The sequence below is a fragment of the Pseudomonas sp. Lz4W genome, from assembly GCF_000346225.2.
GTDB classification, from domain to species: Bacteria; Pseudomonadota; Gammaproteobacteria; order Pseudomonadales; family Pseudomonadaceae; genus Aquipseudomonas; species Aquipseudomonas paraversuta.
In genome coordinates, this window is sequence record NZ_CP017432.1 from 4,614,572 (window position 1) to 4,639,817 (window position 25,246).

The 25,246-nt window shown below is 62.0% G+C and carries 27 protein-coding genes; 23 read left to right on the forward strand and 4 right to left on the reverse strand.

Features of this window, described 5'->3' with window-relative positions:
• Positions 1–29 precede the first annotated feature (29 nt).
• Positions 30–470 (forward strand): thioredoxin TrxC, encoded by a 441-nt coding sequence (trxC, locus tag B195_RS20975; protein ID WP_003438874.1) that lies wholly within the window; start codon positions 30–32, stop codon positions 468–470.
• Here the strand turns inward: trxC and B195_RS20980 are convergent.
• Positions 467–1,240 carry a ParA family protein gene (locus B195_RS20980; protein WP_003438872.1) on the reverse strand — a complete coding sequence of 258 codons (774 nt, stop codon included), beginning with the start codon at positions 1,238–1,240 and terminating at the stop codon, positions 467–469. The genes trxC and B195_RS20980 overlap by 4 nt on opposite strands.
• A gap of 314 nt (positions 1,241–1,554) precedes the next feature.
• Here B195_RS20980 and B195_RS20985 point away from each other — a divergent pair, with 314 nt between their 5' ends.
• From B195_RS20985 to B195_RS21085, 21 genes are read left to right on the forward strand one after another with little or no spacing between them, the layout of a single operon-like run.
• Positions 1,555–2,274, forward strand: coding sequence for a beta-ketoacyl synthase chain length factor (locus tag B195_RS20985; protein ID WP_003438871.1), 720 nt, complete (start codon positions 1,555–1,557; stop codon positions 2,272–2,274).
• The gene (locus tag B195_RS20990) at positions 2,250–3,056 is read left to right on the forward strand and encodes a 1-acyl-sn-glycerol-3-phosphate acyltransferase (protein WP_037001304.1); all 807 of its coding nucleotides are present in this window, start codon (positions 2,250–2,252) and stop codon (positions 3,054–3,056) included. The genes B195_RS20985 and B195_RS20990 overlap by 25 nt, the downstream gene beginning before the upstream one ends.
• Positions 3,037–3,297 (forward strand): phosphopantetheine-binding protein, encoded by a 261-nt coding sequence (locus B195_RS20995; RefSeq protein ID WP_003438866.1) that lies wholly within the window; start codon positions 3,037–3,039, stop codon positions 3,295–3,297. Before B195_RS20990 ends, B195_RS20995 begins: the two co-directional genes overlap by 20 nt.
• Before the next feature lie 9 nt (positions 3,298–3,306).
• Positions 3,307–3,561 (forward strand): acyl carrier protein, encoded by a 255-nt coding sequence (locus B195_RS21000; RefSeq protein WP_003438863.1) that lies wholly within the window; start codon positions 3,307–3,309, stop codon positions 3,559–3,561.
• Positions 3,558–4,103 carry a hypothetical protein gene (locus B195_RS21005; RefSeq protein ID WP_003438860.1) on the forward strand — a complete coding sequence of 182 codons (546 nt, stop codon included), beginning with the start codon at positions 3,558–3,560 and terminating at the stop codon, positions 4,101–4,103. Before B195_RS21000 ends, B195_RS21005 begins: the two co-directional genes overlap by 4 nt.
• A complete protein-coding gene (locus B195_RS21010) occupies positions 4,100–5,809 on the forward strand; it encodes an AMP-binding protein (RefSeq protein WP_003438857.1) in 1,710 nt (569 codons plus the stop codon). The genes B195_RS21005 and B195_RS21010 overlap by 4 nt, the downstream gene beginning before the upstream one ends.
• Positions 5,802–6,536 (forward strand): glycosyltransferase family 2 protein, encoded by a 735-nt coding sequence (locus B195_RS21015; protein ID WP_003438855.1) that lies wholly within the window; start codon positions 5,802–5,804, stop codon positions 6,534–6,536. Before B195_RS21010 ends, B195_RS21015 begins: the two co-directional genes overlap by 8 nt.
• Positions 6,533–7,471 carry a lipid A biosynthesis (KDO)2-(lauroyl)-lipid IVA acyltransferase gene (locus tag B195_RS21020; RefSeq protein ID WP_003438853.1) on the forward strand — a complete coding sequence of 313 codons (939 nt, stop codon included), beginning with the start codon at positions 6,533–6,535 and terminating at the stop codon, positions 7,469–7,471. The genes B195_RS21015 and B195_RS21020 overlap by 4 nt, the downstream gene beginning before the upstream one ends.
• Positions 7,452–8,996: a histidine ammonia-lyase gene (hutH, locus tag B195_RS21025; protein ID WP_003438851.1), complete on the forward strand. Its 1,545-nt coding sequence runs from the start codon at positions 7,452–7,454 to the stop codon at positions 8,994–8,996. Before B195_RS21020 ends, hutH begins: the two co-directional genes overlap by 20 nt.
• On the forward strand, positions 8,989–9,414 hold the full coding sequence (locus B195_RS21030; RefSeq protein WP_003438849.1) for a thioesterase family protein: 426 nt from the start codon (positions 8,989–8,991) through the stop codon (positions 9,412–9,414). The genes hutH and B195_RS21030 overlap by 8 nt, the downstream gene beginning before the upstream one ends.
• Before the next feature lie 35 nt (positions 9,415–9,449).
• Positions 9,450–10,070: an outer membrane lipoprotein carrier protein LolA gene (locus B195_RS21035; protein WP_369826395.1), complete on the forward strand. Its 621-nt coding sequence runs from the start codon at positions 9,450–9,452 to the stop codon at positions 10,068–10,070.
• Positions 10,060–12,375 carry an MMPL family transporter gene (locus B195_RS21040; protein WP_003438845.1) on the forward strand — a complete coding sequence of 772 codons (2,316 nt, stop codon included), beginning with the start codon at positions 10,060–10,062 and terminating at the stop codon, positions 12,373–12,375. Before B195_RS21035 ends, B195_RS21040 begins: the two co-directional genes overlap by 11 nt.
• The gene (locus B195_RS21045; RefSeq protein ID WP_003438843.1) at positions 12,369–13,529 is read left to right on the forward strand and encodes a hypothetical protein; all 1,161 of its coding nucleotides are present in this window, start codon (positions 12,369–12,371) and stop codon (positions 13,527–13,529) included. The genes B195_RS21040 and B195_RS21045 overlap by 7 nt, the downstream gene beginning before the upstream one ends.
• A gap of 5 nt (positions 13,530–13,534) precedes the next feature.
• Positions 13,535–14,767, forward strand: coding sequence for an NAD(P)/FAD-dependent oxidoreductase (locus B195_RS21050; protein WP_369826396.1), 1,233 nt, complete (start codon positions 13,535–13,537; stop codon positions 14,765–14,767).
• Positions 14,764–15,489, forward strand: coding sequence for a class I SAM-dependent methyltransferase (locus tag B195_RS21055; protein WP_003438837.1), 726 nt, complete (start codon positions 14,764–14,766; stop codon positions 15,487–15,489). Before B195_RS21050 ends, B195_RS21055 begins: the two co-directional genes overlap by 4 nt.
• Positions 15,486–16,028 (forward strand): DUF3261 domain-containing protein, encoded by a 543-nt coding sequence (locus B195_RS21060; protein WP_003438836.1) that lies wholly within the window; start codon positions 15,486–15,488, stop codon positions 16,026–16,028. Before B195_RS21055 ends, B195_RS21060 begins: the two co-directional genes overlap by 4 nt.
• Complete coding sequence (locus tag B195_RS21065; RefSeq protein WP_003438833.1) at positions 16,025–17,212, forward strand: beta-ketoacyl-[acyl-carrier-protein] synthase family protein; 1,188 nt, start codon at positions 16,025–16,027, stop codon at positions 17,210–17,212. The genes B195_RS21060 and B195_RS21065 overlap by 4 nt, the downstream gene beginning before the upstream one ends.
• A complete protein-coding gene (locus B195_RS21070; RefSeq protein ID WP_003438831.1) occupies positions 17,209–17,676 on the forward strand; it encodes a hotdog family protein in 468 nt (155 codons plus the stop codon). Before B195_RS21065 ends, B195_RS21070 begins: the two co-directional genes overlap by 4 nt.
• Entirely contained in the window at positions 17,669–18,397 is a 729-nt protein-coding gene (gene fabG, locus B195_RS21075; RefSeq protein ID WP_003438827.1) for a 3-oxoacyl-ACP reductase FabG, read from the forward strand. The genes B195_RS21070 and fabG overlap by 8 nt, the downstream gene beginning before the upstream one ends.
• Complete coding sequence (locus B195_RS21080; protein ID WP_003438826.1) at positions 18,397–19,623, forward strand: beta-ketoacyl-ACP synthase; 1,227 nt, start codon at positions 18,397–18,399, stop codon at positions 19,621–19,623. The genes fabG and B195_RS21080 overlap by 1 nt, the downstream gene beginning before the upstream one ends.
• Positions 19,624–19,642: 19 nt before the next feature.
• Complete coding sequence (locus tag B195_RS21085; protein ID WP_003438824.1) at positions 19,643–20,074, forward strand: hypothetical protein; 432 nt, start codon at positions 19,643–19,645, stop codon at positions 20,072–20,074.
• A gap of 26 nt (positions 20,075–20,100) precedes the next feature.
• Here the strand turns inward: B195_RS21085 and B195_RS21090 are convergent, their stop codons facing one another.
• A complete protein-coding gene (locus B195_RS21090) occupies positions 20,101–21,003 on the reverse strand; it encodes a LysR family transcriptional regulator (RefSeq protein ID WP_003438822.1) in 903 nt (300 codons plus the stop codon).
• Positions 21,004–21,179: 176 nt separating this feature from the next.
• Here B195_RS21090 and B195_RS21095 point away from each other — a divergent pair, with 176 nt between their 5' ends.
• Positions 21,180–22,403 (forward strand): MFS transporter, encoded by a 1,224-nt coding sequence (locus B195_RS21095; RefSeq protein ID WP_003438820.1) that lies wholly within the window; start codon positions 21,180–21,182, stop codon positions 22,401–22,403.
• 64 nt (positions 22,404–22,467) lie between these two features.
• Here the strand turns inward: B195_RS21095 and hemE are convergent, their stop codons facing one another.
• On the reverse strand, positions 22,468–23,535 hold the full coding sequence (gene hemE / locus B195_RS21100) for a uroporphyrinogen decarboxylase (RefSeq protein WP_003438818.1): 1,068 nt from the start codon (positions 23,533–23,535) through the stop codon (positions 22,468–22,470).
• A 266-nt stretch (positions 23,536–23,801) separates the two neighbouring features.
• Positions 23,802–25,220, reverse strand: coding sequence for an FAD-dependent oxidoreductase (locus tag B195_RS21105; RefSeq protein ID WP_003438817.1), 1,419 nt, complete (start codon positions 25,218–25,220; stop codon positions 23,802–23,804).
• Between the last annotated feature and the right edge of the window lie 26 nt (positions 25,221–25,246).

Below are 25,246 nucleotides of genomic sequence, written 5' to 3' on the forward strand. Positions count from 1 at the left end.
GCAACCATCCCGATTCCGGAGTATTTGAAATGACTGACCCGCTACTCATCCCCTGCCCCCACTGCAACGGCCTGAACCGCATTCCCGCTGCGCGCGTGGGCGAACAGCCAAAGTGCGGACGCTGCAAAAACGAGATTCTGCTCACCCGGCCTTTCGACTTGAAGCAAGCCGACTACAGCAGTCAGATCAAGGGCGATCTGCCGTTATTGGTGGATGTGTGGGCTGAGTGGTGCGGGCCGTGCAAGGCGTTTGCGCCCGTATTTGAACAGGCCGCCAGCCAGTTGCTGGGGAAATGCCGTCTGGCCAAACTCGACAGCGAAGCCAATCAGCAATTGGCCACGCAACTGGGGATTCGCTCGATCCCCAGTCTGATCCTGTACAAAAACGGCCAGGAGGTTGCCCGTCAAAGCGGCGCCTTCCCCTTGCAGCAACTCAAGGCTTGGCTGCAAAGCCACGGCATCAGCGCTTAAGCGTTCTGGTCCAGGTAGTCGTGCAACTCGACAAATTGCTGGGTCAGTTTGTGTCGCGGATCAAAGTAGACCAGCGGTTGACTGGCCTGATGGGATTCGCGCATACGCACTGAGTTGCTCAGGTACACCGGCAGCACGGGCAAGCCTTCAGCAATCAGCTCATCGAGCATTTGCTGGGGCAGGCTGGCACGGGCCTGGAACTGGTTGACCACTATGCCTTCAACCAGCAGGTCTGGATTGTGGTCTTCTTTCAACTCTTCGATTTCCGCCAGCAGGCCGTACAGGGCCTGACGCGAAAAGCTGTCACAGTCGAAAGGGATCAGTACCCGATCGCAGGCGATCAGCGCCGATACGGCATAGAAATTCAAGGCTGGCGGAGTATCGACATAAATCCGGTCATAGTCTTCGGCCAGTTCATCGAGCAACTTTCGCAACTTGTTGATCTTGTGCTTGGCTTCCAGCTTTGGTTGCAGGTCAGCCAGTTCGCAAGTGGCGGTAATGACATGCAAGTTGTCGAACGGGGTTTCGTAAATATCGACCCGGTTTTTCTTGCTGCCCACACCGGCTGACAAACTGTGCTTAAAGAAGTCGGCGATCCCCATGGGGATGTCCTCGCCCGTGAGCCCGGTAAGGTATTGAGTGGAGTTGGCCTGAGCATCCAGGTCCACCAATAGTGTGCGATAGCCCTCACTGGCGCTGACTGCAGCCAGGTTGCAGGCGATGCTGGACTTGCCCACACCACCCTTTTGATTGAACACCACGCGACGCATTTCAAAACCTCCGTGTATCAATAAGTGCCCGAGTGTAGATGTCATTTGTGACGCTTCGCTACCTTGCAGCGAAATGAGCTACGACTCCAGCGAACATATCTCTGTTTTGGAAGTCATAAACACTATCCCTGGCTCAATAATGGCAAAAAGACAGCTTCTCTCCCGAACTGCGGAAAAAACCCTGCCCAAACTGCAAGGGATGTTTGCTACGAGCCAACTGCACCGGGATAATGCTGCCACTCTGTAATAGGTGCCGCATTGATCGCTGCCTACCTTCGCATCAAGGAAGCCCGCAAGGGCGGGATAGACCTCCAGTGATTAATTTCAATATTGCCGCATGGCGCGCCTGGGCTCCGGGCCTCGACAGCGTGGCCGATTGGCAGGCCTGGAGCCAGCAACCCCGCCTGCTCGACGCCAGCAATAGCGCCCCCGACGTCTCGTTTCTACCCGCCATGCAGCGCCGTCGCCTCAGCCGTCTGGCACGCATGGCGTTCAGCGTCGGCTGGCCCTTGGCAGAAGGTCTCGAAGCCTTGCCACTGGTGTTTGTCTCGCGTCACGGCGAAACCCCGCGCACCTTCGACATTCTCAGCGACCTTGGCGCGGGGCAGCCGCTGTCGCCCACTCAGTTCAGCCTCTCGGTGCACAACGCCGTGATTGGCCTGTGGTCGATCATGCGTGGCGAGACCAGCGAAATGACAGCCGTCGCCGCTGCCGGCGACGGCCTGGAACACGGCCTGATCGAAGCCTGCGCACTGCTGCATGAGGGCGCCCCCGCCGTATTACTGGTGATCACCGAAGAGCAGCCTCCCGAGGCCTATGCCCGCTGGATCGACGATGTACCCTTTCCCTATGCCGTGGGCCTGCTGCTGACGCCTGGCGAACAATGGCAGGTGTCACTCAGCGCCGCCCCTCCCGGCGCCCCCCGAACCCGCTGGCCCCACGCCCTGGAACTGTTGCGTCACCTGCTCGCCGGGCACACCTCGTTCCAACACGCCTGGAAAAGCCGTGTCTGGAACTGGCAACGCACTCCGTGAGCCCGCGCAGCGACGGATATTACTGGCGCCTGTTTGCCACCGCGGTGAGCTTCACGCTGTTCGGGCTCGGCGGCCTGAGCCTGCGCCTGGTGGTATTCCCGCTTCTGAGTTGCCTGCCCGGCGATGCCGTGCGCCACCGGCAACGTGCGCGTTACACCGTCAGCCGACTGTTCTGGCTGTTTATCCGCTTTATGACGCGCACCGGCGTGCTGAGCTATGAAGTCCATGGCGCAGAGCGCCTGGGCCGGCCCGGGCAGATGATCATTGCCAACCATCCGTCGCTTATTGACGTGGTGTTTTTGATCGGCCTTATGCGCGACACCAACTGCGTGGTCAAACAAAGCCTGTGGCAAAACCCGTTCACCCGCAGCCCGGTGCGGGCCACGCAATACATCAGCAATGACGGCAGTGTCGACATGCTCGACAACGCCGCCGGGGCGCTCAAAGAAGGCCAGACCCTGATTATTTTCCCGGAAGGGACGCGCACCCGGCCCGGCCACGCACCTGCCTTTCATCGCGGCGCCGCCGCCATTGCGCTGCGGGGTGCGAAGATCCTCACCCCGGTGGTGATAACGGTCAATCCAACCTCGCTGACCAAGGCTGAACCCTGGTATCGGATCCCCAATCGACGCATGCACTTCAGCTTTCGGGTCGGGGCCGATATAGATCCACAAACCTTTGCCGCACTTGGCCCGCCGCCCAAAGCGTCGCGCCTGCTAAACGACTTCGTGCATAACTATTTCATTAAGGAGCTCGCCATAGATGAGCGATCTGAACCGTGACATCAAACAGCTGATCATTGACGCCCTGGGTCTGGAAGACATCAGCGTCAGCGATATTGGCGACGAGCAAACCCTGTTTGGCGAAGGCCTGGGGCTGGACTCGGTCGACGCCCTGGAACTGGGCCTGGCGATTCAAAAAACCTACGGCATCAAAATAGACGCCGACGCCAAAGACACGCGCAATCACTTTTCCAACGTGGCCAGCCTTGCGGCTTTTGTCACCGCCAAACAGGCTGCCTGAGACCGAACCATGCAAACCCGTGAAGACATTTTCAATACCCTGCGCGACTCCCTGGTCGAACTCTTTGAACTCGAGCCCGAGCGCGTCACCCTGGACGCCAACCTGTACCAGGACCTGGAAATCGACAGCATCGACGCCGTTGACCTGATCGACCATATCAAGCGCAAAACCGGCAAAAAGATCGCGGCCGATGAATTCAAATCGGTGCGTACCGTCAACGACGTGGTTGAAGCGGTTTACCGTCTGGTTCACCCGGACGCATGAGGCGACTGATTGCCCCGGCACTGCTGCTGGCCGGCCTGCTGTACCCCTTTGCGGTGTATTTCGGCATGGCCCGTTTCGCCCCGTGGCAGTTTGCGCTGCTGCTCGGCGGCCTGTGGCTGGCACGCGCCCTGACCGGCGGACGACGCCCGGCCGATCTGTGGATGGCCGGTCTGGCACTGGTGTTCTGCGGGTTGCTGGCGCTGTTCAACAGCCCGCTTCTGCTGCGCTGGTACCCGGTACTGATCAGCACGTTCATGCTCAGCCTGTTCGGCCTGAGCCTGAAGTTCGGCCCGCCGGTGATCGAGCGTCTGGCGCGACTGCGCGAACCGGAACTGCCCGCCATCGCAATTCATTACACACGACAGGTGACCAAAGTCTGGTGCCTGTTTTTTCTGTTCAACGGGTTAGTCGCAGCCGGCCTGACCCTGTGGGCACCGCTGAGCTGGTGGACGTTGTACAACGGCCTGATCGCCTACGGGTTGATGGGCCTGTTGTTTGCCATTGAATGGCTGGTACGACAAAAAGTAAGAGGCAGGGCATGAACTGGATAAAACTTGAGCAGCTATTGCTCAAGGGGCACAGCGGCCGAGCGGTCAGTTTCGACCCGGCACTGGATCACGACACCCTGCGCGGGCAGGCATTGAGCCTGGCAGGCGGGCTGCAACAGCGCGGCGTGCAACGTATTGCGCTGCATCTGGAAGATGCCGCCGAGCTGGCGGTCGCCCTGCTCGGTGCCTGGCGGGCCGGCGTCAGCGTACTGCTGCCCGCCGACCTGCAAGTGCAAACCCGGCAACGCTGGGACCCGCAGGTTGACCTGTGGATAACCCAAAGCAGCGAACTGCTGGCCCTTTATGCAACCCCCCTGCCCGGCGCCGGGCTCGATCTCGATGCCTGCCGGTTGAGCCTGTGTACTTCGGGCTCCAGCGGTGAACCCAAGCGCATCGACAAAACCCTGCGCCAGATGGCCAATGAAGTTGAGGCCCTGGAGCAACTGTGGGGCAACGAGCTGGGCGAGGCCTGCATCATCGCCAGCGTCGCTGCCCAGCATATCTATGGCCTGTTGTTCCGGGTGCTCTGGCCGCTGTGTGCGGGCCGCAGCTTTGTGCGCCAGCAACTGGCGTTCCCCGAAGACATGCAGCGCGTCAGCCGCGAGCACCCGGCATTTGCCTGGATTGCCAGCCCTGCGCTGCTCAAGCGCATGGGCGACAACCTCGACTGGCCGGCGCTGAGCCCGGTGCGCCGGGTATTTTCCTCTGGCGGTGCCTTGCCGGCCGAAGCCGCCCAAGCCTTGCACCAGCGCCTGGGCCAATGGCCTACGGAAATTTTCGGCAGCTCCGAAACCGGCGGCATTGCCTGGCGTCAGGGCCCGGGCCTGTGGCAACCCTTTGCCGATGTACAACTCAGCCAGGGCGAAGACGGGGCCCTGTGCATTGCCTCGGCTTACTTGCCCCCAGGCCATGTCGAACATAGCGCCGATGCGGTACGCATCGAAGCCGACGGGCGCTTTGAATTGCTCGCACGCCTGGACCGCATCGTCAAACTCGAAGAAAAACGCATCTCCCTGCCAATGCTGGAACAGGCACTGGAGGCACACGACTGGGTGCTTGAAGCTCGCTTGGGTGTAGTGCGGGAAAACCGGGCGTCACTCGGCGCCTTGCTGGTCCTGAGCGACAGCGGCCTGTTTGCCTTGCGTGAACATGGCCGGCGCACGCTGACCCAGACCCTGCGCCAGCACCTGAGCCAGCACTGCGAAGCCCTGGCCTTGCCGCGCCGCTGGCGGTTGCTGCGCCAGTTGCCGTTCACCAGCCAGGGCAAACTGGCCCAGGCGCAGGTCGATGCACTGTTATTGGCACCACGGCCCAAACAGCCTGAAGTCCTGAGTCAGAACCAGCTCGATGGTGTTTGGACCCTGAGACTGGCGGTGCCCCCGGACCTGGCATTCTTTAGCGGTCACTTCCCCACAACCCCGGTGCTGCCGGGCGTGGTGCAAATAGACTGGGCCATCAGTCTGGGCCAGCAACTGCTCGACCTGCCACCGCGGTTTGGCGGGATGGAAGTCCTCAAGTTCCAGCAACTGGTGCGCCCCGGCGACGAGATTGAGCTGACCCTGGGTTTCGACCCGCAGCGCAGCAAATTGCACTTTGCCTATCGCCATGGCGACGCCGCCTGCTCCAGCGGGCGCATTGTCTGGGCCGCCAATGACAACCTCGGTGGGAGCAGCGACATCAAGGAGCCTCCCCATGCATAACCCCTGCGCCGTGATCCCGGTTTACAACCACGAAACCGCCGTGCCTGACGTGGTCCAAGCGCTGCTCGCTGCCGGCTTGCCCTGCGTACTGGTGGACGATGCCAGCAGCCCCGCGTGCAGTGCCGTCCTGGAACAACTGGCGCAAGGCCCAGGCATCCATCTGATCCGCCTGGCGATCAACCAGGGCAAGGGCGGCGCAGTCATGGCCGGCCTGCGCGAAGCCGAGCGCCTGGGCTTTAGCCACGTCCTGCAGGTGGACGCCGATGGCCAGCACGACCTGCGTGATGTGGCGACCTTTATCCAGGTTTCGCAACTCAATCCCGAAGCGCTGATTTGCGGGTATCCGCAATATGACGCCAGCGTGCCCAAAGGCCGTTTGTACGCGCGTTACCTGACCCATGTCTGGGTGTGGATCAACAGCCTGTCGCTGCAAATTCCCGACTCGATGTGCGGTTTCCGGGTCTACCCGCTGACCCCGACCCTGGCCCTGATCAACTCGGCCAGACTGGGCAGGCGCATGGACTTCGACCCAGAAATCCTGGTGCGTCTGGCGTGGCGCAATCAACCGATGCGCTGGCTGCCGACCAAGGTCCATTACCCGCAAGACGGCCTGTCGCACTTTCGCCTGTTCCATGACAACGCATTGATCAGCGCCATGCACACCCGGCTGTTCTTCGGCATGCTCCTGCGTTTTCCGGTCATTCTCTGGAGGCGCTGGCAGGCATGAGCGAAGCACAACAGCATTGGGCCGAGCACAAGGAGCGCGGCAGTTTCTGGCTGATGAAACTCACCGCCTTCGGCATCAAATTGCTCGGCCGCCGCCTGCTGGCCCCGGTGCTGTACGGCATCGTGCTGTACTTCTTTGTCTTCGGCCGCAGCGCCCGCCGCAGTATCTGGTGCTACCAGCAGCGGCTGGCCGACTGGAGCGGCCAGACCGCCCCGGGCCCTTCCCACAGGCGGGTATTCGGGCAATTCATGGCCTTCGCCGACGCCCTGCTGGACAAGCTCGACATGTGGAATGGCCGCCTGAAGATTGCCGACATCGAAATCGTCGACCCGGCCGGCCTGCGCGATCAACTGCGCGGCGAACGCGGGCAAATGCTGGTGGGGGCGCATCTGGGCAACCTTGAGGTCTGCCGCGCGCTCGCCGAGCTGGGCGAAAAGGTCACCATGAACGTGCTGGTGCACACCAAGCATGCCGAGCAATTCAACCGCCTGCTGGGGGAAGCCGGGGCCACCAACCTGCGACTGATCCAGGTCAGCGAACTCAACCCGGCGGTCATGCTGCAACTGAGTCAGCGTCTGGAAAACGGCGAGTGGCTGGCGATCGCCGGTGACCGCGTACCGCTGCATGGCGGGCGCAATGTGCGGGTCGATTTTCTCGGCCACCCGGCGCCCTTCCCCCAGGGCCCATGGCTACTGGCCGGACTGCTCAAGTGCCCGGTCAATTTACTGTTTTGCCTGAAACGCGAAGGCCGTTACCGGGTCATCCTCGAACCCTTCGCCGACGCCGTGCAGTGGCGGCGCAGCGACCGCGAGCAGGTCATCGCCGACTGGACGACACGCTACGCCGAACGCCTGGGCCATTACTGCCTGGAAGCGCCACAACAGTGGTTCAACTTTTACCCTTTCTGGAAAACCGATGACGACGCAACCCCATGAGCCAGTAACCTTCGGCCAAACCCCGTTGCGCATTGAAGACGTGCTGGCGCTGGCCAATCGTCAGGTGCCGACCCGCCTGCAAGACGACGCCGAGTATCGCGAGCGCATCGCCAAAGGCGCGCGTTTTCTCGATTCGTTGCTGGACAAGGAAGGCGTGATCTACGGCGTGACCACCGGTTACGGCGACTCATGCGTGGTGGCGGTGCCGCTGGAGCATGTCGAAGCGCTGCCCCGTCATCTCTATACCTTCCATGGCTGCGGGCTGGGCAAACTGCTCGATGCCCAGGCCACCCGCGCCGTGCTGGCGGCGCGTTTGCAGTCGCTGTGCCATGGCGTCTCCGGGGTACGGGTCGAGCTGCTGGAGCGGCTGCAGGCTTTCATCGCCCACGACATCCTGCCGCTGATCCCGGAAGAGGGCTCGGTCGGCGCCAGCGGTGATCTGACCCCGCTGTCCTACGTCGCCGCGACCCTGTCCGGCGAGCGCGAAGTGCTGTTCAACGGTGAGCGCCGCCTGGCCGCTGACGTCCACCGCGAACTGGGCTGGACCCCGCTGGTACTGCGACCCAAGGAAGCGCTGGCGCTGATGAACGGCACCGCGGTGATGACCGGCCTGGCGTGCCTGGCCTATGCCCGCGCCGATTACCTGCTCAAACTGGCGACCCGCATCACCGCTCTCAACGTGGTCGCGCTGCAGGGCAACCCCGAGCATTTCGACGAACGCCTGTTCGCTGCCAAGCCGCATCCGGGGCAAATGCAGGTCGCCGCATGGATTCGCCAGGACCTGGCCATCGACGCCCCGACCGCTCCATTGCATCGTCTGCAAGACCGCTACTCGCTGCGTTGTGCGCCCCACGTCCTGGGGGTGCTGGCCGACAGCCTGAACTGGCTGCGCGGGTTTATCGAGATCGAACTCAACAGTGCCAACGACAACCCCATCATCGACGCCGAAGAAGAGCGCGTGCTCCACGGCGGTCACTTCTACGGCGGCCATATCGCCTTCGCCATGGACAGCCTCAAGACCCTGGTCGCCAACGTCGCCGACCTGCTGGACCGCCAGCTCGCGCTGCTGGTGGACGTGCGCTACAACCACGGCCTGCCGAGCAACCTGTCGGGTGCGACAGCGCAACGGGCGATGCTCAACCATGGTTTCAAGGCCGTACAGATCGGCACCAGCGCCTGGACCGCCGAGGCCTTGAAAAACACCATGCCGGCCAGCGTGTTCTCACGCTCCACCGAGTGCCACAACCAGGACAAAGTGAGCATGGGCACCATCGCCGCCCGCGATGCGATCCGCGTGCTGGAGCTGACCGAACAAGTGGCCGCCGCAACCTTGCTCGCCGCCAATCAGGGCGTGTGGCTGCGCAGTCGTGCCGAAGATGCCCGCCCGCTGCCGCCTGCGCTGGCCGCGATGCACACCGAACTGAGCAAAGACTTCCCGCCCGTGGTTGAAGACCGCGCCCTCGAAGCCGAACTGCGCCTGTGCCTGGCCCGGATCGCCCAACAACACTGGAGGCTGCATGCGTAGCAAAGGCGTTCTGCACGTTGACACTGAAATTCTGGTGCCGTTTTTCGACATCGATACCATGCACGTGGTGTGGCACGGGCATTACGTCAAATACCTGGAAGTGGCGCGCTGCGCGCTGCTGGACCACATCGGCCACAACTACACCCACATGCTCGCCGCGGGCTACGCCTGGCCGGTGATCGACATGCAGCTGCGTTATGTGCGCGGCGCCACCTTTGGCCAGCGGATCAATGTACGCGCCAGCCTGGTGGAGTGGGAGAACCGCTTGAAGATCAACTATCTGATCAGCGACCTGGCCAGCGGCGAACGCCTGACCCGCGCCAGCACCGTGCAAGTGGCGGTGGAAATTGCCAGCCGCGAAATGCAACTGGCGTCGCCCGCCTGCTTTACCGAAGCCGTCGCCAGGGTGCTGCCATGAGCCCGAAATCCTGTAGCAGCGAGCTGGCTCGCGAGATGTCTGGCCGCTTTAAAAAGCTCGCGAGCCAACTCGCTGCTACAGGGTTTGTGCTGATGTTTTTATGTTCATCAGCCCAGGCCTTCGACCTGCAACAACTCAGCACACAGCTGGCCAGGCCACAGGTTATCCACGGCGATTTCATCCAGGAAAAACACCTGCGCGCCCTGCCCAAACCACTGATCAGCACCGGTACTTTTGTACTGGCCAAGGACCACGGCCTGCTCTGGCAACTCAAGACCCCGTTGCAACAGGACTACCGCATCACCGCCCAGGGCATAGCCCGGCGCAACGGTTCTGAATGGCAAATGCTCCCCGGCAAGAGCGCCGGAGCCGAGCAGAACCGGCTGTTCCTCGCCGTCCTGCAGGGCGACAGCAGCGGCCTGCAGCGCGACTTCGAGCTGCAACTGCAAGGCGAAGCCAGCCACTGGCAACTGACCCTGACCCCGCGTTCAGTGCTGCTCAAACAGATCTTCACCCGGATCAATATCGACGGCGGCGAACTGGTGCAACGCATCGAGCTGCAAGAAACCCAGGGCGACAGCACCTTGCTCAAGCTGCAAAACAGCGTCAGCAATCAGCCCTTGAGCGATGCGGAGCAGCACGACTTTGCCCAGTGAACGCTGGTTGCCCCGTGGCTTTCTGATCCTGCTGCTGGCCGTGCTCGCACTGGCCGCCTGGCAATGGCGTCACGGCGCTCCGCTGTCGGCCAACCTGATGGAACTGGTGCCCGGTGAATCGCCGGACGCCCTGGAACTGAGCGCCGAACAGCGCATGCAAGAACCGCTGAACCGAGAGATGCTGGTACTGGTGGGCAGCGCCGATCGCCAGCAGGCAATCGCCACTGCCCGGCAACTGGGCGAAGCCTGGCAAGCCAGCGGCCTGTTCGAGAAGGTGCAGTGGAACCTGCAAGCCGACCTGCCGGCCCTGCGCCAACAACTGCTGCGCGGACGTCTGGCGATGCTGGCCGAAGCTGATCGTACGCAACTGATCCAGCATCCCGATGCGTTCATCCAGCAGCGGGTGCAGTCGCTGTTCGACCCCTTTACCGGGTTCAGTCTGGTGCCGAGCCAGGACGACTGGCTGGGCCTGACCGGACGCATTCAGAACAGTCAGCCGGCCCGTGGCAGCGTGCAGCTGGATATTGGTAGCGGAGCCCTGATCGCCGATGCCGACGGTAAAAGCTGGGTGCTGCTGCGGGCGCGTACCCTGGGCAATGCCTTTGACATGCAGCTGCCGCTGCAAGTGGCCGGGCTGCTCGAACAAAGCCGCCAGCAAGCGGCCAGCCACGATGTGCAATTGCTGGCCGCCAGCGGCCTGCTGTATGCGGCCAGCGGGCAACAGCAAGCGAGCCGCGAAATCACCTGGGTCGGCGGCGGTGCCACCCTTGGCATTCTTCTGCTGTTGCTGTTGGCCTTTCGCCGCTGGCGAGTATTGCTGGCCTTTGTCCCGGTGTTGGTGGGCATGCTGTTTGGCGCCGTGGCCTGCGTCGCCTGGTTTGGCAGCATGCACGTGATGACGCTGGTGCTGGGCTCCAGCCTGATCGGGGTGGCAGTGGATTACCCGCTGCACTACCTGTCCAAAAGCTGGAGCCTGAAACCCTGGCGCAGCTGGCCCGCCTTGCGCCTGACCTTGCCCGGGTTGAGCCTGAGCCTGGCCACCAGCTGCATCGGTTATCTGGCCCTGGCCTTTACCCCGTTCCCGGCCCTCACCCAAATCGCCATTTTCTCCGCCGCCGGCCTGGTCGGGGCTTACCTGAGCGCCGTGTGCTTGCTGCCCGCCTTGCTCAAGGGTGTCGAGCTGCGCCCGGCGCAATGGCCGCTGAGCATTGCGCAAACCCTGCTGGATATCCGTGAAGCCTTGCTCAAAAAGATTCCCACCCCGGCATTGCTGGCCCTGTTGCTGGCGTTTTGCGCCGCCGGGTTGTGGCAACTGACCAGCAAGAACGACATCCGCCAATGGGTCGGCGCACCGCCGCAGTTAATGGCCGAAGCCCAGGCCATTGCGCGAATCACCGGCTACCAGCCCACCAGTCAGTTTTTTCTGGTGCGCGCCGACAATCAACAGCAGTTGCTGGAGCGCCAGGCCGCCCTCAGTGAGCGCCTCGATCAGTTGGTCAACATGGGCAAACTGCAGGGCTATCTGGCGCTCAACCAACTGGTCAACCAGCCTGGCGCGCAACAGCAACTGCGGGCCGCCCTGGATCAACTGCCACACCACTGGCAGCCGCTGCTGGAACTCGGCGTCAGCGAGGCCGCCCTGCAAAATGAGCTGGCCCAACTCCAGGCCTTGCCCGAGCAGCAGATTGACGATGCCTTGAGCGGGCCGCTGGCCGAACCGTGGCGCCCGCTGTGGCTGGGTAAAAACCCCGAGGGCGTGGCCGCGATGGTCAGCCTGCAAGGGTTGAACAATGCCAGTCTGCTGCGGGTGCAGGCGCAGGACCTGCCCGGTGTGCAACTGGTGGACCGGCTGGGGGATTTGAACCGGGTGTTCGCCGCCACCCAAATCAGCGCCGCCGAATTGAAGCTGCTGTCCTGCGTCCTGATCGTGCTGCTGTTGATCGCGCCATTCGGTTTTCGCGGCGCGCTGCGCATCGTCGCCCTGCCGTTGCTGGCCGCGCTGTGCAGCCTGGCCAGCCTTGGCTGGCTGGGTCAGCCGCTGACCCTGTTCAGCCTGTTCGGCTTATTGCTGGTGACGGCCATCAGCGTCGATTACGCCATTCTGATGCGCGAACAGATTGGTGGCGCTGCAGTCAGTCTGCTTGGCACCTTGCTGGCGGCACTGACTACCTGGCTGTCATTCGGCCTGCTGGCCGTATCCAGCACCCCGGCGGTGAGCAACTTCGGGCTGTCGGTGAGCCTGGGGCTGGCGTTCAGCTTCATCCTCGCGCCATGGGCCGGGAAGCAGGAGCACAAGCCATGCTGACCCTGCTGTTCTGGCTGATGGCCCTGGCCCTGTTTGCCGGGGCCACCCGGCTGGGCCGCCACTTCGGGGTGATCCCGATTGTCAGCCAGTTATTGTTGGCGTCCATCGGTTTGCCGCTGCTGATGCTGCTGTGGGTCGAACCCCACTGGCAGCTAAGCGGCGCGCAGCTGGTCACGCCAGGGTGGCTGAAAACCCTGTACAGCCTGAGTTTCGCCCTGTTGCTGGGGCATATCCTGAGTGATGTGATTGACCTGCGCATCGACCGCCAGAGCCTGAAAATCGCCCTGCCCAGTTTTGCCATTCCCTTTGTCTGCGGGCTGGCCTGCGCGGTGTGGCTGCTGCCCGCACAACCCTGGCTGAGCTCGCTGGCGGTGGGCCTGGTGTTTGCGATCACCGCGATCCCGGTGCTGTATCTGTATCTGCGCCATATCGACTACCCGCCCGCCGCTGCCCGCCGCCTGGTACAAAGCGCGATCCTGATCGACCTGACCTGCTGGAGCCTGTTCGGCCTGGCCCAGGGCAGCCTCAACCTCAGCAGCCTGCTCCTGCCGCTGGCGGGCGCCCTGCTGCCGTTGTTGCTGCGCGGACTGCGGATTCGCCAGCCCCTGTGTTACAGCCTGGGTTTTCTCGCCCTGCTGGTGGTAGCCGAGCATTACCGGCTCAATGCGCTGGTTTTCGGCGTCGGTTACCTGTTGTGCATGGCGTGGCTCAAAGTCCCGCTGGTGATGCCGTTGAAAGCCGCCTGGCTGGAAAGCCTGCAAACCCGCCTGGCGGTGCCGTTGATCCTCACCTTCGGCATTGTGCAGATCAACCTGCACAGCGCCCTGAACAGCATCAGCGCCTTGCAGATAGCGGCACTGTTGCTGCTGCCGATGGCCAGCAAGCTGCTGGGCAACTGGCTGGGTTTGAGCTGGGCCACGCCTTCGTTTACCGGCGCCAGCAAATGGCGTGAAAGCCTGCTGCTGAATATTCGCGGCTTGAGTGAAATCGTCTTTCTCAACCTGTTGCTGCAACAACAGCTCATCAGCCCCGCACTGTACTTCGCGCTGATGCTGATGGGCCTGATCGCCACGCTGTTACCGGCGCTGGCGGGCATCAACAAACCCCCTGTGAAGTCTGCCGTCCCCCCCGGCAAGGAGCCCGTGTGTCAGTAATAGATATGGAACGTCGTCAGGTCGTGGTGATTGGTGCCGGGCCGTCCGGTGCAATCGCGGCGGCCTTGCTCAAACGCAAAGGGCACGATGTATTGATCGTCGAGCGCCAGCACTTCCCGCGCTTTTCCATTGGTGAAAGCCTGCTGTCGCACTGCCTGGATTTCATCGAGGAAGCCGGCATGCTCGAGGCGGTGCAAGCCGCCGGTTTTCAACTGAAGAACGGCGCCGCCTTCGCCTGGGGCGAGCAGTACAGCGCCTTCGATTTTGGCGACACCTTCAGCAACGGCAAGCCGACCACGTTCCAGGTCCAGCGGGCCGATTTCGACAAGCTGCTGGCTGACCAGGCTGCACTGCAAGGCGTCGAAATCCGCTATGGCGAAACCGTGACCGCAGTGGATATCGAGCGCAGCAAGCCGCTGCTGGATGTGGTGCGCGAAGACGCCAGCAGCTACCGGATCGAGGCCGACTTTATCCTCGACGCCAGCGGTTACGGACGAGTTCTGCCGCGCCTGCTCGATCTCGAAGCGCCCTCCGGTTTCCCGGTGCGCCAGACGGTGTTCACCCATGTCGAGGACCGGATTGACTGCACGGGTTTCGAGCGCGAAAAAATCCTCATCACCACCCACCCGACCCAGCGCGATATCTGGTTCTGGACCATCCCCTTCAGCAATGGCCGAAGTTCGGTGGGCGTGGTGGCGGCGGCGGAACACTTTGTGGGACGCAGCCAGAACCCCGACCAGTGCCTGCGCAGTTTTATCGAGCAAACCCCAAGCCTGGGCCGGGTACTGGCCAATGCCGTGTGGGACACCCCGGCACGCACCCTCGGCGGTTACTCGGCCAACGTCAAAACCCTGCACGGGCCGGGTTTTGCCTTGCTGGGCAATGCCGCCGAGTTCCTCGACCCGGTGTTCTCTTCGGGCGTGACCATTGCCATGCGCTCGGCCAGCATGGCCGCCGCAGTGCTGCACCGCCAGCTACAAGGCGAAGCCGTAGACTGGCAAATCGAGTTTGCCGAACCGCTCAAACGTGGAGTCGACACCTTCCGCTGCTACGTCGAAGGCTGGTACGCCGGCACTTTCCAGGACGTGATCTTCCACCCCGACAGCTCGCCACAAATACGGCGCATGATCAGCGCGATTCTGGCCGGCTATGCCTGGGATGAAAGCAACCCCTTTGTCAGCGAACCCCGGCGCCGCCTGCGCATGCTGTCGGACATCTGCGCCACGGAGACCCCATGAAACCTCTGAGCGATACCTACGTCGAAGAAACCCGTTTCGGGTTTTGGTTTTTACGCAGTCACACCTGGCAGCATCACGTACTGCGCGTGGCCATCAACGACCTGCGCAGTCTGTTCAGCGCTGAGCTGCCAACGGCGCCGGTCATCCTCGATGCCGGTTGCGGGCAGGGCAAGTCGTTCCAGTACCTGCAACAAACCTTCGCCCCCAGGCGCCTGATCGGCCTCGACGCCGACCCGCTGAGCCTGACCCTGAGCCGCGAAGAAGCGCGGCGTCAGGGCATCGACATTGAACTGATCGGCAGCGACTGCGCCGAACTTGAAATCGCGGACGCCAGCGTCGACATTCTGTTTTGCCATCAGACTTTCCATCACCTGGTGCAACAGGATCGCGCACTGGCCGAGTTTTATCGGGTGCTCAAGCCCGGCGGCTATTTGCTGTTTGCCGAATCTACCGAGGCTTACATCGATACCTGGGTGATTCGCTGGCTGTTCCGCCACCCGATGCACGTGCAGAAAAGTGCCGCGCAGTATCTGGAGATGATCCGCGATCAGGGCTTCGAGTTTACAGCGCAGAACGTGTCATACCCGTATCTGTGGTGGAGCCGCTCCAAAGACTTCGGGCTGCTGGAACGCCTGGGCCTGCGTCGCGCGAAACCGGTGGGCGAGCGCGAGGAAACCCTGGTCAACCTGGTGGCCCGTAAACCTGCGGGACCTGCGCAGTGAGCCTGGCGATGCACAAAACCTGCAGGAGCGAGCTTGCTCGCGAGATTTTTAAAAAGATCAAACAGCTCGCTCCTGCAGGTTTGCTGGCGTGCCTGCTATTGGGCGGCTGCGCGAGCCTGCCACTGCCCGAACAGACCCCGACCCTGGCGCTGCCGATGCAATTGCATATTCAGCGCGAACAGGCCGACCAGCGCCAGGACTGGCTGCTGGTGATTCAACAGCAAGGCGCAGGCTTGCGCTGGTCGTTGATGGACCCGCTGGGGATTCCCCTGGCGCGTCAGGTGTTGCAGGACGGAAGCTGGCATGCCGACGGTTTGCTGCCTCCCAACCCCGAGGCCCGGGAGCTGTTTGCCGCCCTGCTGTTTGCACTTACGCCCCAGGCCGAACTGGCGGCCAATTATCCACAGGCAGAATCGGCGGCCGACGCGCGGTTTCTGAAACCACGCTGGCAAGTCCATTATCGACAGCCACAGGTATTGCGCATTGATATCAAGGGCGACGTGCATTACGCCATCAGCCCGCTGGAGGCGGCACCATGACCGCGTATCTGAATGCCTTGGGCATCATCTGCTCCCTGGGCCGCAGCCCCGATGAAGTGGCGCGCCGGCTGTTTGCCGGTGACTGCTCGGGCATACAGCGCGCCAGCGGCCTGGTACCCGGACGCAAGGTGTCGGTGGCCGGTGTGCAGGGCGAACTGGCGGCGATCCCGGCGCAATTGAGTGCGCACGCCAGCCGCAATAACCAGTTGCTGCTCGAAGCGGCATTGCAGATTCGCGAGCCCATTGAAAAGGCAATCCGCACCTGGGGCCGTGACCGCATCGCCATTGTGCTGGGCACCAGCACCTCGGGGATCGATGAAGCCAGCCAGGGTATTGCCCACTACTTGCAGCATCGGCAGTTCCCCGAAGATTACGACTATCAGCAACAAGAGCTGGGGGCGCCGGCCAGTTTCCTGGCTGACTGGCTGAATGTCAGCGGCCCGGCCTATGTCATTTCTACCGCCTGCACCTCCAGCGCCCGGGCCCTGATGAGCGCCCAGCGCCTACTGGACATGAACCTGTGTGACGCGGTGCTGTGCGGCGGTGTGGACAGTTTGTGCAAGCTGACCCTCAATGGTTTTTCGGCCCTTGAAGCGGTGTCCGATGAACGCTGCAACCCGTTCTCGACAAACCGCTGCGGAATCAATATTGGCGAAGCCGGCGTACTGTTCTTGATGAGCCGTCAGCCCGCCGCAGAGCATTCGATAGCCCTGCTCGGTGCCGGCGCCAGTTCGGACGCGCACCATATCTCGGCCCCCGAGCCCACTGGCCGAGGTGCGGTGCAGGCCATGCACAAGGCTTTGCACCGGGCCAGTCTGCAAGCCGGTCAGATTGGTTACCTGAACCTGCACGGCACTGCCACCCGGCACAATGACGCCATGGAAAGCCACGCCGTGGCCCAGGTGTTCCCCCAGGCGGTGCCATGCTCCTCGACCAAGCCCATGACCGGCCATACGCTGGGTGCAGCAGGCGCACTGGAAGCTGCGTTTTGCTGGTTGAGCCTGACCCGCGGCAACCTGCTGCCACCCCATGTCTGGGACGGCCAGGGCGATCCGCAACTTCCGGTACTGAATTGGGTGACGCCCGGCCAGACCCTGGCATCTACACAACAGCGCTGCCTGATGAGCAACTCGTTTGCTTTCGGTGGCAATAACGTCAGCCTGATTATCGGAGACGCCCCATGATTGCTTGGCCGCTCGCCGAATTGCTGCCCCACGCCGGCGACATGATCCTGATCGATCAGGTGCTGGAGTTTGACCAGGAACAGATTCATACCCGTCTCACCGTGCGCCCCGGCGGCTTGTTCAACCGTGAAGACGGCAGCCTCCCGGCATGGGTGGGCATCGAGTTGATGGCGCAAAGCGTGGCGGCCTATGCCGGTTGCCGCGCCCGCAGTGAAGGCAACCCCGTCGAGCTGGGCTTTTTGCTCGGCACGCGCAAATTTGAATGCAATGTCGAACACTTTCCGGCGGGCGCCGAGTTGCAGATTCACGCCCTGCGCTCACTGGAAGACGACAACGGCATGGGGGTTTTCGAGTGTCATCTCACCGCCCCCGGCATTCATGCCAGCGCCCGCCTGAACGTGTTCCGTCCACCCCAGGCACAAAACTATCTTGCTCAAGCCTCCCGGGAGACCCGCCATGACTGAGTCCATTCTGGTTACCGGTTCCAGCCGTGGCATCGGCCGCGCCATCGCCCTGCGCCTGGCCCGGGCCGGTTTCGATCTGGTGCTGCACTGCCGCAGTGGCCGCAGCGAAGCCGACGCCGTGATGGCCGAGGTCCAGGCCCTGGGGCGCACTGCCCGGGTACTGCAATTTGACGTCTCGGATCGCGCCCGCTGCCGGGAGATTCTTGAAGCCGACGTAGAAGCCTTTGGCGCCTATTACGGCGTGGTGCTCAATGCCGGCCTGACCCGCGATGGCGCCTTCCCGGCGTTGAGTGAAGACGACTGGGACGAGGTGATGCGCACCAACCTGGACGGTTTTTACAACGTGCTGCACCCGGTGATGATGCCGATGATTCGCCGCCGCAAGGCCGGGCGCATTGTGTGCATTACCTCGGTGTCGGGCCTGATCGGCAATCGCGGGCAGGTCAACTACAGCGCCTCCAAGGCCGGTCTGATCGGTGCCGCCAAAGCGCTGGCCATCGAACTGGGCAAACGCAAGATCACCGTTAACTGCGTCGCTCCGGGCCTGATCGACACCGCCATGCTCGACGAAAACGTCCCCGTGGAAGAACTGATGAAAATGATCCCCGCACAACGCATGGGCACCCCGGAAGAAGTGGCGGGCGCGGTCAACTTTTTGATGTCCGGCGAAGCCGGCTACATCACCCGCCAGGTCCTGGCGGTCAATGGAGGCCTGTGCTGATGAAGCGCGTTGTCGTCACCGGCATGGCCGGCATCACCTCGCTGGGCAGTGACTGGGCCAGTATCGAAGCCAATTTTTTAGCCGGTCGCAGCGGCATCCGGCGTATGGACGAGTGGGACCGGTTCACCGAGCTCAACACCCGTCTGGCCGGCCCCATCGATGACTTTGTGGTGCCAAAGCACTGGACCCGCAAACAACTGCGCAGCATGGGCCGGGTCTCGCGCCTGGCGGTTGGCGCCGCCGAACTGGCCTTGCAGGACGCCGGCTTGCTGGGCAACCCGATCATTCGTGACGGACGCATGGGCGTGGCCTGCGGCTCGTCCACCGGCAGCACCGACGAGATCAAGGCCTTTGGCAACATGCTGCTCAACTCGGTGGCCGACGGTCTGAACGCCAACAGCTACGTGCGCATGATGCCCCACACCACCGCGGCCAATATCAGCATCTTTTTTGGTCTCACCGGGCGCCTGATCCCCACCTCCAGCGCCTGCACCAGTGGCAGCCAGGGCATCGGCTATGCCTACGAATCGATCAAGTTCGGACGCTTGCCCCTGATGCTCGCCGGCGGTGCCGAAGAACTCTGCCCCACCGAAGCCATGGTGTTTGACGCGCTGTACGCCACCAGCCTGAAAAACGACGCACCGCACACCAGCCCGCGCCCCTACGACCAGGACCGGGACGGCCTGGTGATCGGCGAAGGCGGCGGCATGCTGGTGCTCGAAGAGCTGGAACACGCCCTGGCCCGTGGCGCCCATATCCATGCCGAGATCGTCGGTTTCGGCAGCAATGCCGACGGCCAGCACACCACCCGCCCGGAAGTCAGCACCATGCGCCGGGCCATGGAGCTGGCGCTGGAAGACGCAGGCATCGCCGCGCAGGCCATCGGCTATGTCAACGGACACGGCACCGCCACCGAACAGGGCGACATTGCCGAAACCCTGGCCACCAGTGAATTGTTCGGCAAGCACATGCCCATCAGCTCGCAGAAGAGTTTTCTGGGCCACACCCTGGGTGCCTGCGGGGCGCTGGAATCGTGGTTCTGTATCGAAATGATGAACCGCGACCGCTATGTACCGACGCTCAACCTGGACCAGGTCGACCCGCGCTGCGGCGAGCTGGATTATCTGCGGGGCGGGTTTCGCGCGATGCACAACGATTACGTGATGAACAACAACTTTGCCTTTGGCGGGGTCAACACATCGTTGATCTTGCGCCGCTGGTCGTAACGCTTCTGGAGCCAATGGAATGTCTTACCTGCTACGCGTAACCCTGATCGCCCTCGCCCTGCTGAGCACCGTGTCGTGCAGCAGCAAACCCATGCAGACCCCCGACCGCACACTGCACGCTTCGATTCATGCCGACCGGGCGCAGATGCAGCAGGCGATCGTCAAATCCCTGGTGGGCCGTGGCTGGACAGTGCAAAAAATCACCCCTGACCTGGTGCAGGCGCAAATCACCGTGCGCGAGCAATACCACGCCGAAATCGACATCCCCTACAGCGCCAGCCACTACCAGATCATTTACCGCAACAGCAGCGGTCTGGACTACAAGGACGGCAAGATCCACAAAAACTACATCCGCTGGGTGCGCCTGCTGGACCGCGACATCGTGCGCGATCTCAAGGACAAGCAGAACGAGCGTACGGCGCAACAGCTGTCGGAAGCGGCTGCAAAGTGACAATCAACCCCTGTAGGAGCTCGCTCCTACAGGGGTTGGTTAACGGTTTTACGCGTCAGCAGTTCGGCAAATGCCGTGGCCATCGGCGAGCTTTGGCCCTTGCGCTGCACCAGCCACACGGCTGTATGGGCGTCGGCATCCAGCAGCGGTCGATACACCACCCCCTTGATCCGCATGTGCTGGAACGACGCAGGTAGCACCGATACGCCCAGCCCTGCCGAGACCAGGCCAATGATGGTCATGGCCTCACCCGCTTCCTGGGAAAAATGCGGGCTGAAACCCGCCTGGCGGGCCAGGCTCATCAGCTGTGCATACAATCCGCTGCCGTAACTGCGCGGGAAAAATACAAAAGGCTCTTCGGCCAGGGCCGCCAGCTGCAAACCTTCTTCGCTGCCTGCAGCCAGCGGGTGATCGGCCTGGATCACAGCCACCAGAGGCTCGCTGAACAGTTCCACCACCGTCAATGACTCCGGCAACGCCAGCGGGCGGATCATCCCGACCTCGATGGACTCGTCCACCAACCCTTCGGCCACTTCGCGGCTGCTCATTTCCTTGAGGTTTAAATGCACCGCCGGGAACGCCTGGCGAAAGGCAAATATGGCCTGGGGAATGCTCGAGCTGAATGGCGCCGATGAGGTAAAGCCGATCTTCAGTTCCCCCAGCTCCCCCAGCTGTGCGCGCCGGGCCACGTCGGCTGCCTTGTCGACCTGGGCCAGCACCAGCCGCGCCTCCTCCAGAAACAACCGGCCCGCTTCACTGAGCTCGACCCGACGGTTGGTCCGGTCGAACAGGCGAGCCCCCAGCTCTTGCTCCAGGGCCTGTATTTGCTGGCTCAGGGGCGGCTGGGAAATACCCAGCAACTGGGCCGCGCGACCAAAGTGCAGTTCTTCGGCAACAGCGATGAAGTAACGTAAATGACGCAATTCCATAGGAGCCCCATTGAGTCGTAAAACCTATCAAACAGGTCGAACAATATATTGGAAAGAATCGTTAGCCACCTATATTCTTTTGCCATTGCCGCTCGGCTTTATGTTTGTCTGAGGTCCCCGTGAAAACTGCTGTCGCCCCTCTCGCCCACGAAATCCCGCCGCCCGCGCAGGATGATATGGGCACGCAACTGAATGACATTTTCATCGAGAAAGGCACACCGCTGTTTATGCGCACGGTGCTGGCACTGTTCTCCGGGGGCTTCGCCACCTTTGCCTTGCTGTATTGCGTGCAGCCGATGATGCCGGTGCTGTCCCATGAATACGGGATCAACGCGGCGCAGAGCAGTCTGATCCTGTCGGTAGCCACAGGGATGCTGGCCATAGGTTTGCTGATCACCGGGCCCATTTCCGATACGTTCGGGCGTAAACCGGTGATGGTGTTTGCATTGTTTTCGGCGGCTGCGTTTACCCTCCTCAGCGCGCTGATGCCCACCTGGGAAGGTGTGCTGATCACCCGGGCGCTGGTGGGTTTGTCACTGAGCGGACTGGCCGCCGTGGCCATGACCTATTTGAGTGAAGAAATTCACCCGCAGCACATCGGTCTGGCGATGGGTCTGTACATTGGCGGCAATGCCATTGGTGGCATGAGCGGACGCCTGATCAGCGGCGTGTTGATCGACTTTGTGAGCTGGCATACGGCGATGCTGGTGATCGGCGGCCTGGCACTGGTGGCCGCCCTGGTGTTTGTGAAGATCCTGCCCGAGTCGCGCAACTTCCGCCCCCGCACCATGAACCCGCGCAGCCTGCTGGACGGGTTCACCATGCACTTTCGCGATGCCGGCCTGCCATGGCTGTTTCTTGAGGCGTTCTTGCTGATGGGCAGCTTCGTGACGCTGTTCAACTACATCGGTTATCGCTTGCTGGCAGAGCCGTACAACATGAATCAGGCGCTGGTGGGCTTGCTGTCAGTGGTGTACCTGTCCGGTATTTACAGCTCGGCGCAAATTGGCGCGCTGGCTGACAAGTTGGGGCGGCGCAGGGTGTTGTGGGCCGTGATCGTGCTGATGCTGGCCGGGATCGCACTGACCATGTTCGAGCCTGTGGCGCTGGTGATCATCGGCATGTTGCTGTTCACCTTCGGCTTCTTCGGCGCGCATTCGGTGGCCAGCAGCTGGATCGGCCGGCGCGCCACCAAAGCCAAGGGCCAGGCGTCGTCGTTGTACCTGTTCAGTTACTACGCCGGATCGAGCATCGCCGGGACCGCCGGCGGTTTCTTCTGGCATTACGCCGGGTGGAACGGCATTGGTTCGTTTATCGTCGCGCTGCTGGTGATTGCATTGTTGGTGGCGTTGCACCTGGCCCGATTGCCGGTGCTGCCGAGGAACGTGAAGAGCATTTGATCCAGGGCCTCGCGCAAGCCAAAAAAAACCCGGCACTGGCCGGGTTTTTTTATAAGGCTTGAGCTTACTCGTGATACTGGCCCGAGAACTCGTGCACGGCGCTGATAAAGGCACCCGCATGTTCCGGTTTCACTTCCGGGGTAATGCCATGCCCCAGGTTGAATACATGGCCCGAACCCTTGCCGTAGCTGGCCAGGATGCGCTTGACCTCGGTGCGGATTGCCTCGGGGTTGGCGTAAAGCACAGTCGGGTCCATGTTGCCTTGCAGCGCAACCTTGTTACCGACGCGCTGACGGGCTTCACCCAGGTCGCAGGTCCAGTCCAGGCCCAGGGCATCAGCGCCGGCATCGGCAATGCTTTCGAGCCACAGGCCGCCATTTTTGGTGAACAGGATCACCGGTACTTTGCGCCCTTCATGCTCGCGGATAAGACCGCTGACGATTTTGCGCATGTAGGCCAGGGAAAATTCCTGATAAGCCGCAGACGACAGGTTACCGCCCCAGGTATCGAAGATTTGTACGGCCTGTGCGCCGGCCAGAATCTGGCCGTTGAGGTAGGACGTAACCGACTGCGCGAGCTTGTCGAGCAACAGGTGCATGGCCTGGGGGGTGTCGTAGAGCATGGCCTTGGTTTTGCGGAAGTCTTTCGACGAACCGCCTTCTACCATGTAGGTGGCCAGGGTCCACGGGCTGCCGGAGAAGCCGATCAGCGGCACACGACCGTTAAGCTCGCGGCGGATGGTGCTGACCGCGTTCATCACGTAGCCGAGGTCTTTTTGCGGGTCCGGGATCGGCAGGGCTTCGATGTCAGCCAGGGTGCTGACCACCTTTTTGAAGCGCGGGCCTTCGCCGGTTTCAAAGTACAGGCCCTGGCCCATGGCGTCTGGGATGGTCAGGATATCGGAGAAAAGGATGGCCGCATCCAGCTGAGGGAAGCGGTCCAGAGGCTGCATGGTGACTTCACAGGCGAACTCGGCGTTCTTGCACAGGCTCATGAAATCGCCGGCCTTGGCACGGCTCGCGCGGTACTCCGGCAGATAGCGACCGGCCTGACGCATCATCCAGACAGGCGTGACATCTACGGGTTGCTTGAGCAAAGCGCGAAGGAAACGGTCATTCTTGAGATCAGTCATGTCTGCATCCGGAAAAAAAGTGGGGGCATTTTCTCAGAGACGGACGCAAAAGGCACGGCAAGAGCCGTGCCTTTTATCTATCGGGGCGATTTGTCGCGGGGATTTTGATTTGGCGCAGCCCACAAACCTCATTCTGGAATGAGGTTTGTGTGGGCGCTGGCTTGCCGGCGATACTGACAACGCGGTCTTTGATCAAGACCGAGGTGATGCTATCGCTGGCAAGCCAGCTCCTACATTTTGATCATGTTTCAAAAATTACAACCGCATCACACGCCCAGGTAATCCATGATCCCTTCAGCCGCGGTGCGGCCTTCGAAGATCGCGGTGACCACCAGGTCGGAGCCGCGCACCATGTCACCACCGGCAAAGATCTTCGGGTGGCTGGTCTGGTGCTTGAACTGCGACTGCTCGGGCGCAATGACACGGCCCTGACTGTCGGTCTGGATCTCGAACTGCTCAAACCATGACGCCGGGCTCGGACGGAAACCAAAGGCGATGATCACGGCGTCCGCCGGGATGATCTCTTCAGAACCCGGGATCGGCTCCGGGCTGCGACGGCCGCGGGCATCGGGTTCGCCGAGACGGGTCTCGACCACCTTCACGCCTTCAACCCGGCCTTCGCCGACAATGGCAATCGGCTGGCGGTTGTAGAGGAATTTCACGCCTTCTTCCTTGGCGTTCTTCACCTCTTTGCGCGAGCCGGGCATGTTGGCTTCGTCACGACGATAGGCACAGGTCACCGACTTGGCACCCTGACGGATCGAGGTACGGTTGCAGTCCATGGCCGTGTCGCCACCACCAAGCACCACAATCTTTTTGCCTTTCATGTCGACGAAGTCTTCCGGCGACTTTTCAAAGCCCAGGTTGCGGTTGACGTTGGCAATCAGGAAGTCCAGCGCGTCATGCACACCCGGCAAGTCCTCACCGGCAAAGCCGCCCTTCATGTAGGTGTAAGTGCCCATGCCCATGAATACCGCGTCGTACTCGGCCAGCAGCTGCTCCATGCTGATGTCCTTGCCGATTTCGGTATTGAGACGGAACTCGATACCCATGCCGGTGAAAACTTCGCGACGGTGGCTCAGCACGGTTTTTTCGAGCTTGAACTCCGGGATGCCGAAGGTCAGCAGACCGCCGATTTCCGGGTTTTTATCGAAGACCACCGGGGTCACGCCACCACGCACCAGCACGTCGGCACAGCCCAGGCCCGCAGGCCCGGCACCGATGATCGCCACACGCTTGCCGGTCGGCACCACCCGCGACATGTCCGGGCGCCAGCCCATGGCAAAGGCGGTATCGGTGATGTACTTCTCCACCGAGCCGATGGTGACCGCGCCAAAACCGTCGTTGAGGGTGCAGGCACCCTCGCACAGACGGTCTTGCGGGCACACCCGGCCGCACACTTCGGGCAGGGTGTTGGTCTGGTGCGACAGCTCGGCGGCGGCGAGGATGTTGCCCTCGGCCACCAGCTTGAGCCAGTTGGGAATGAAGTTATGCACCGGGCATTTCCATTCACAGTACGGGTTACCGCAACCCAGGCAGCGGTGGGCCTGCTCGGCCGACTGCTGGGGTTTGAAAGGTTCGTAGATTTCCACGAACTCTTTTTTGCGTTGACGTAACAGTTTCTTCTTCGGATCTTTGCGCCCGACATCGATAAATTGGAAGTCGTTACTCAGACGTTCAGCCATCTTCAAAACCTCTTTACGACAGCTGC

Excerpts from the sequence above, each read along its gene's own strand:
- trxC (WP_003438874.1), top strand. The coding sequence starts at position 30 with ATGACTGACCCGCTACTCATCCCCTGCCCCCACTGCAACGGCCTGAAC.
- B195_RS20980 (WP_003438872.1), bottom strand. The coding sequence starts at position 1,240 with ATGCGTCGCGTGGTGTTCAATCAAAAGGGTGGTGTGGGCAAGTCCAGC.
- B195_RS20995 (WP_003438866.1), top strand. The coding sequence starts at position 3,037 with ATGAGCGATCTGAACCGTGACATCAAACAGCTGATCATTGACGCCCTG.
- B195_RS21000 (WP_003438863.1), top strand. The coding sequence starts at position 3,307 with ATGCAAACCCGTGAAGACATTTTCAATACCCTGCGCGACTCCCTGGTC.
- B195_RS21005 (WP_003438860.1), top strand. The coding sequence starts at position 3,558 with ATGAGGCGACTGATTGCCCCGGCACTGCTGCTGGCCGGCCTGCTGTAC.
- B195_RS21010 (WP_003438857.1), top strand. The coding sequence starts at position 4,100 with ATGAACTGGATAAAACTTGAGCAGCTATTGCTCAAGGGGCACAGCGGC.
- B195_RS21015 (WP_003438855.1), top strand. The coding sequence starts at position 5,802 with ATGCATAACCCCTGCGCCGTGATCCCGGTTTACAACCACGAAACCGCC.
- B195_RS21020 (WP_003438853.1), top strand. The coding sequence starts at position 6,533 with ATGAGCGAAGCACAACAGCATTGGGCCGAGCACAAGGAGCGCGGCAGT.
- hutH (WP_003438851.1), top strand. The coding sequence starts at position 7,452 with ATGACGACGCAACCCCATGAGCCAGTAACCTTCGGCCAAACCCCGTTG.
- B195_RS21030 (WP_003438849.1), top strand. The coding sequence starts at position 8,989 with ATGCGTAGCAAAGGCGTTCTGCACGTTGACACTGAAATTCTGGTGCCG.
- B195_RS21035 (WP_369826395.1), top strand. The coding sequence starts at position 9,450 with ATGTCTGGCCGCTTTAAAAAGCTCGCGAGCCAACTCGCTGCTACAGGG.
- B195_RS21045 (WP_003438843.1), top strand. The coding sequence starts at position 12,369 with ATGCTGACCCTGCTGTTCTGGCTGATGGCCCTGGCCCTGTTTGCCGGG.
- B195_RS21050 (WP_369826396.1), top strand. The coding sequence starts at position 13,535 with ATGGAACGTCGTCAGGTCGTGGTGATTGGTGCCGGGCCGTCCGGTGCA.
- B195_RS21055 (WP_003438837.1), top strand. The coding sequence starts at position 14,764 with ATGAAACCTCTGAGCGATACCTACGTCGAAGAAACCCGTTTCGGGTTT.
- B195_RS21065 (WP_003438833.1), top strand. The coding sequence starts at position 16,025 with ATGACCGCGTATCTGAATGCCTTGGGCATCATCTGCTCCCTGGGCCGC.
- B195_RS21070 (WP_003438831.1), top strand. The coding sequence starts at position 17,209 with ATGATTGCTTGGCCGCTCGCCGAATTGCTGCCCCACGCCGGCGACATG.
- fabG (WP_003438827.1), top strand. The coding sequence starts at position 17,669 with ATGACTGAGTCCATTCTGGTTACCGGTTCCAGCCGTGGCATCGGCCGC.
- B195_RS21080 (WP_003438826.1), top strand. The coding sequence starts at position 18,397 with ATGAAGCGCGTTGTCGTCACCGGCATGGCCGGCATCACCTCGCTGGGC.
- B195_RS21085 (WP_003438824.1), top strand. The coding sequence starts at position 19,643 with ATGTCTTACCTGCTACGCGTAACCCTGATCGCCCTCGCCCTGCTGAGC.
- B195_RS21090 (WP_003438822.1), bottom strand. The coding sequence starts at position 21,003 with ATGGAATTGCGTCATTTACGTTACTTCATCGCTGTTGCCGAAGAACTG.
- B195_RS21095 (WP_003438820.1), top strand. The coding sequence starts at position 21,180 with ATGGGCACGCAACTGAATGACATTTTCATCGAGAAAGGCACACCGCTG.
- hemE (WP_003438818.1), bottom strand. The coding sequence starts at position 23,535 with ATGACTGATCTCAAGAATGACCGTTTCCTTCGCGCTTTGCTCAAGCAA.
- B195_RS21105 (WP_003438817.1), bottom strand. The coding sequence starts at position 25,220 with ATGGCTGAACGTCTGAGTAACGACTTCCAATTTATCGATGTCGGGCGC.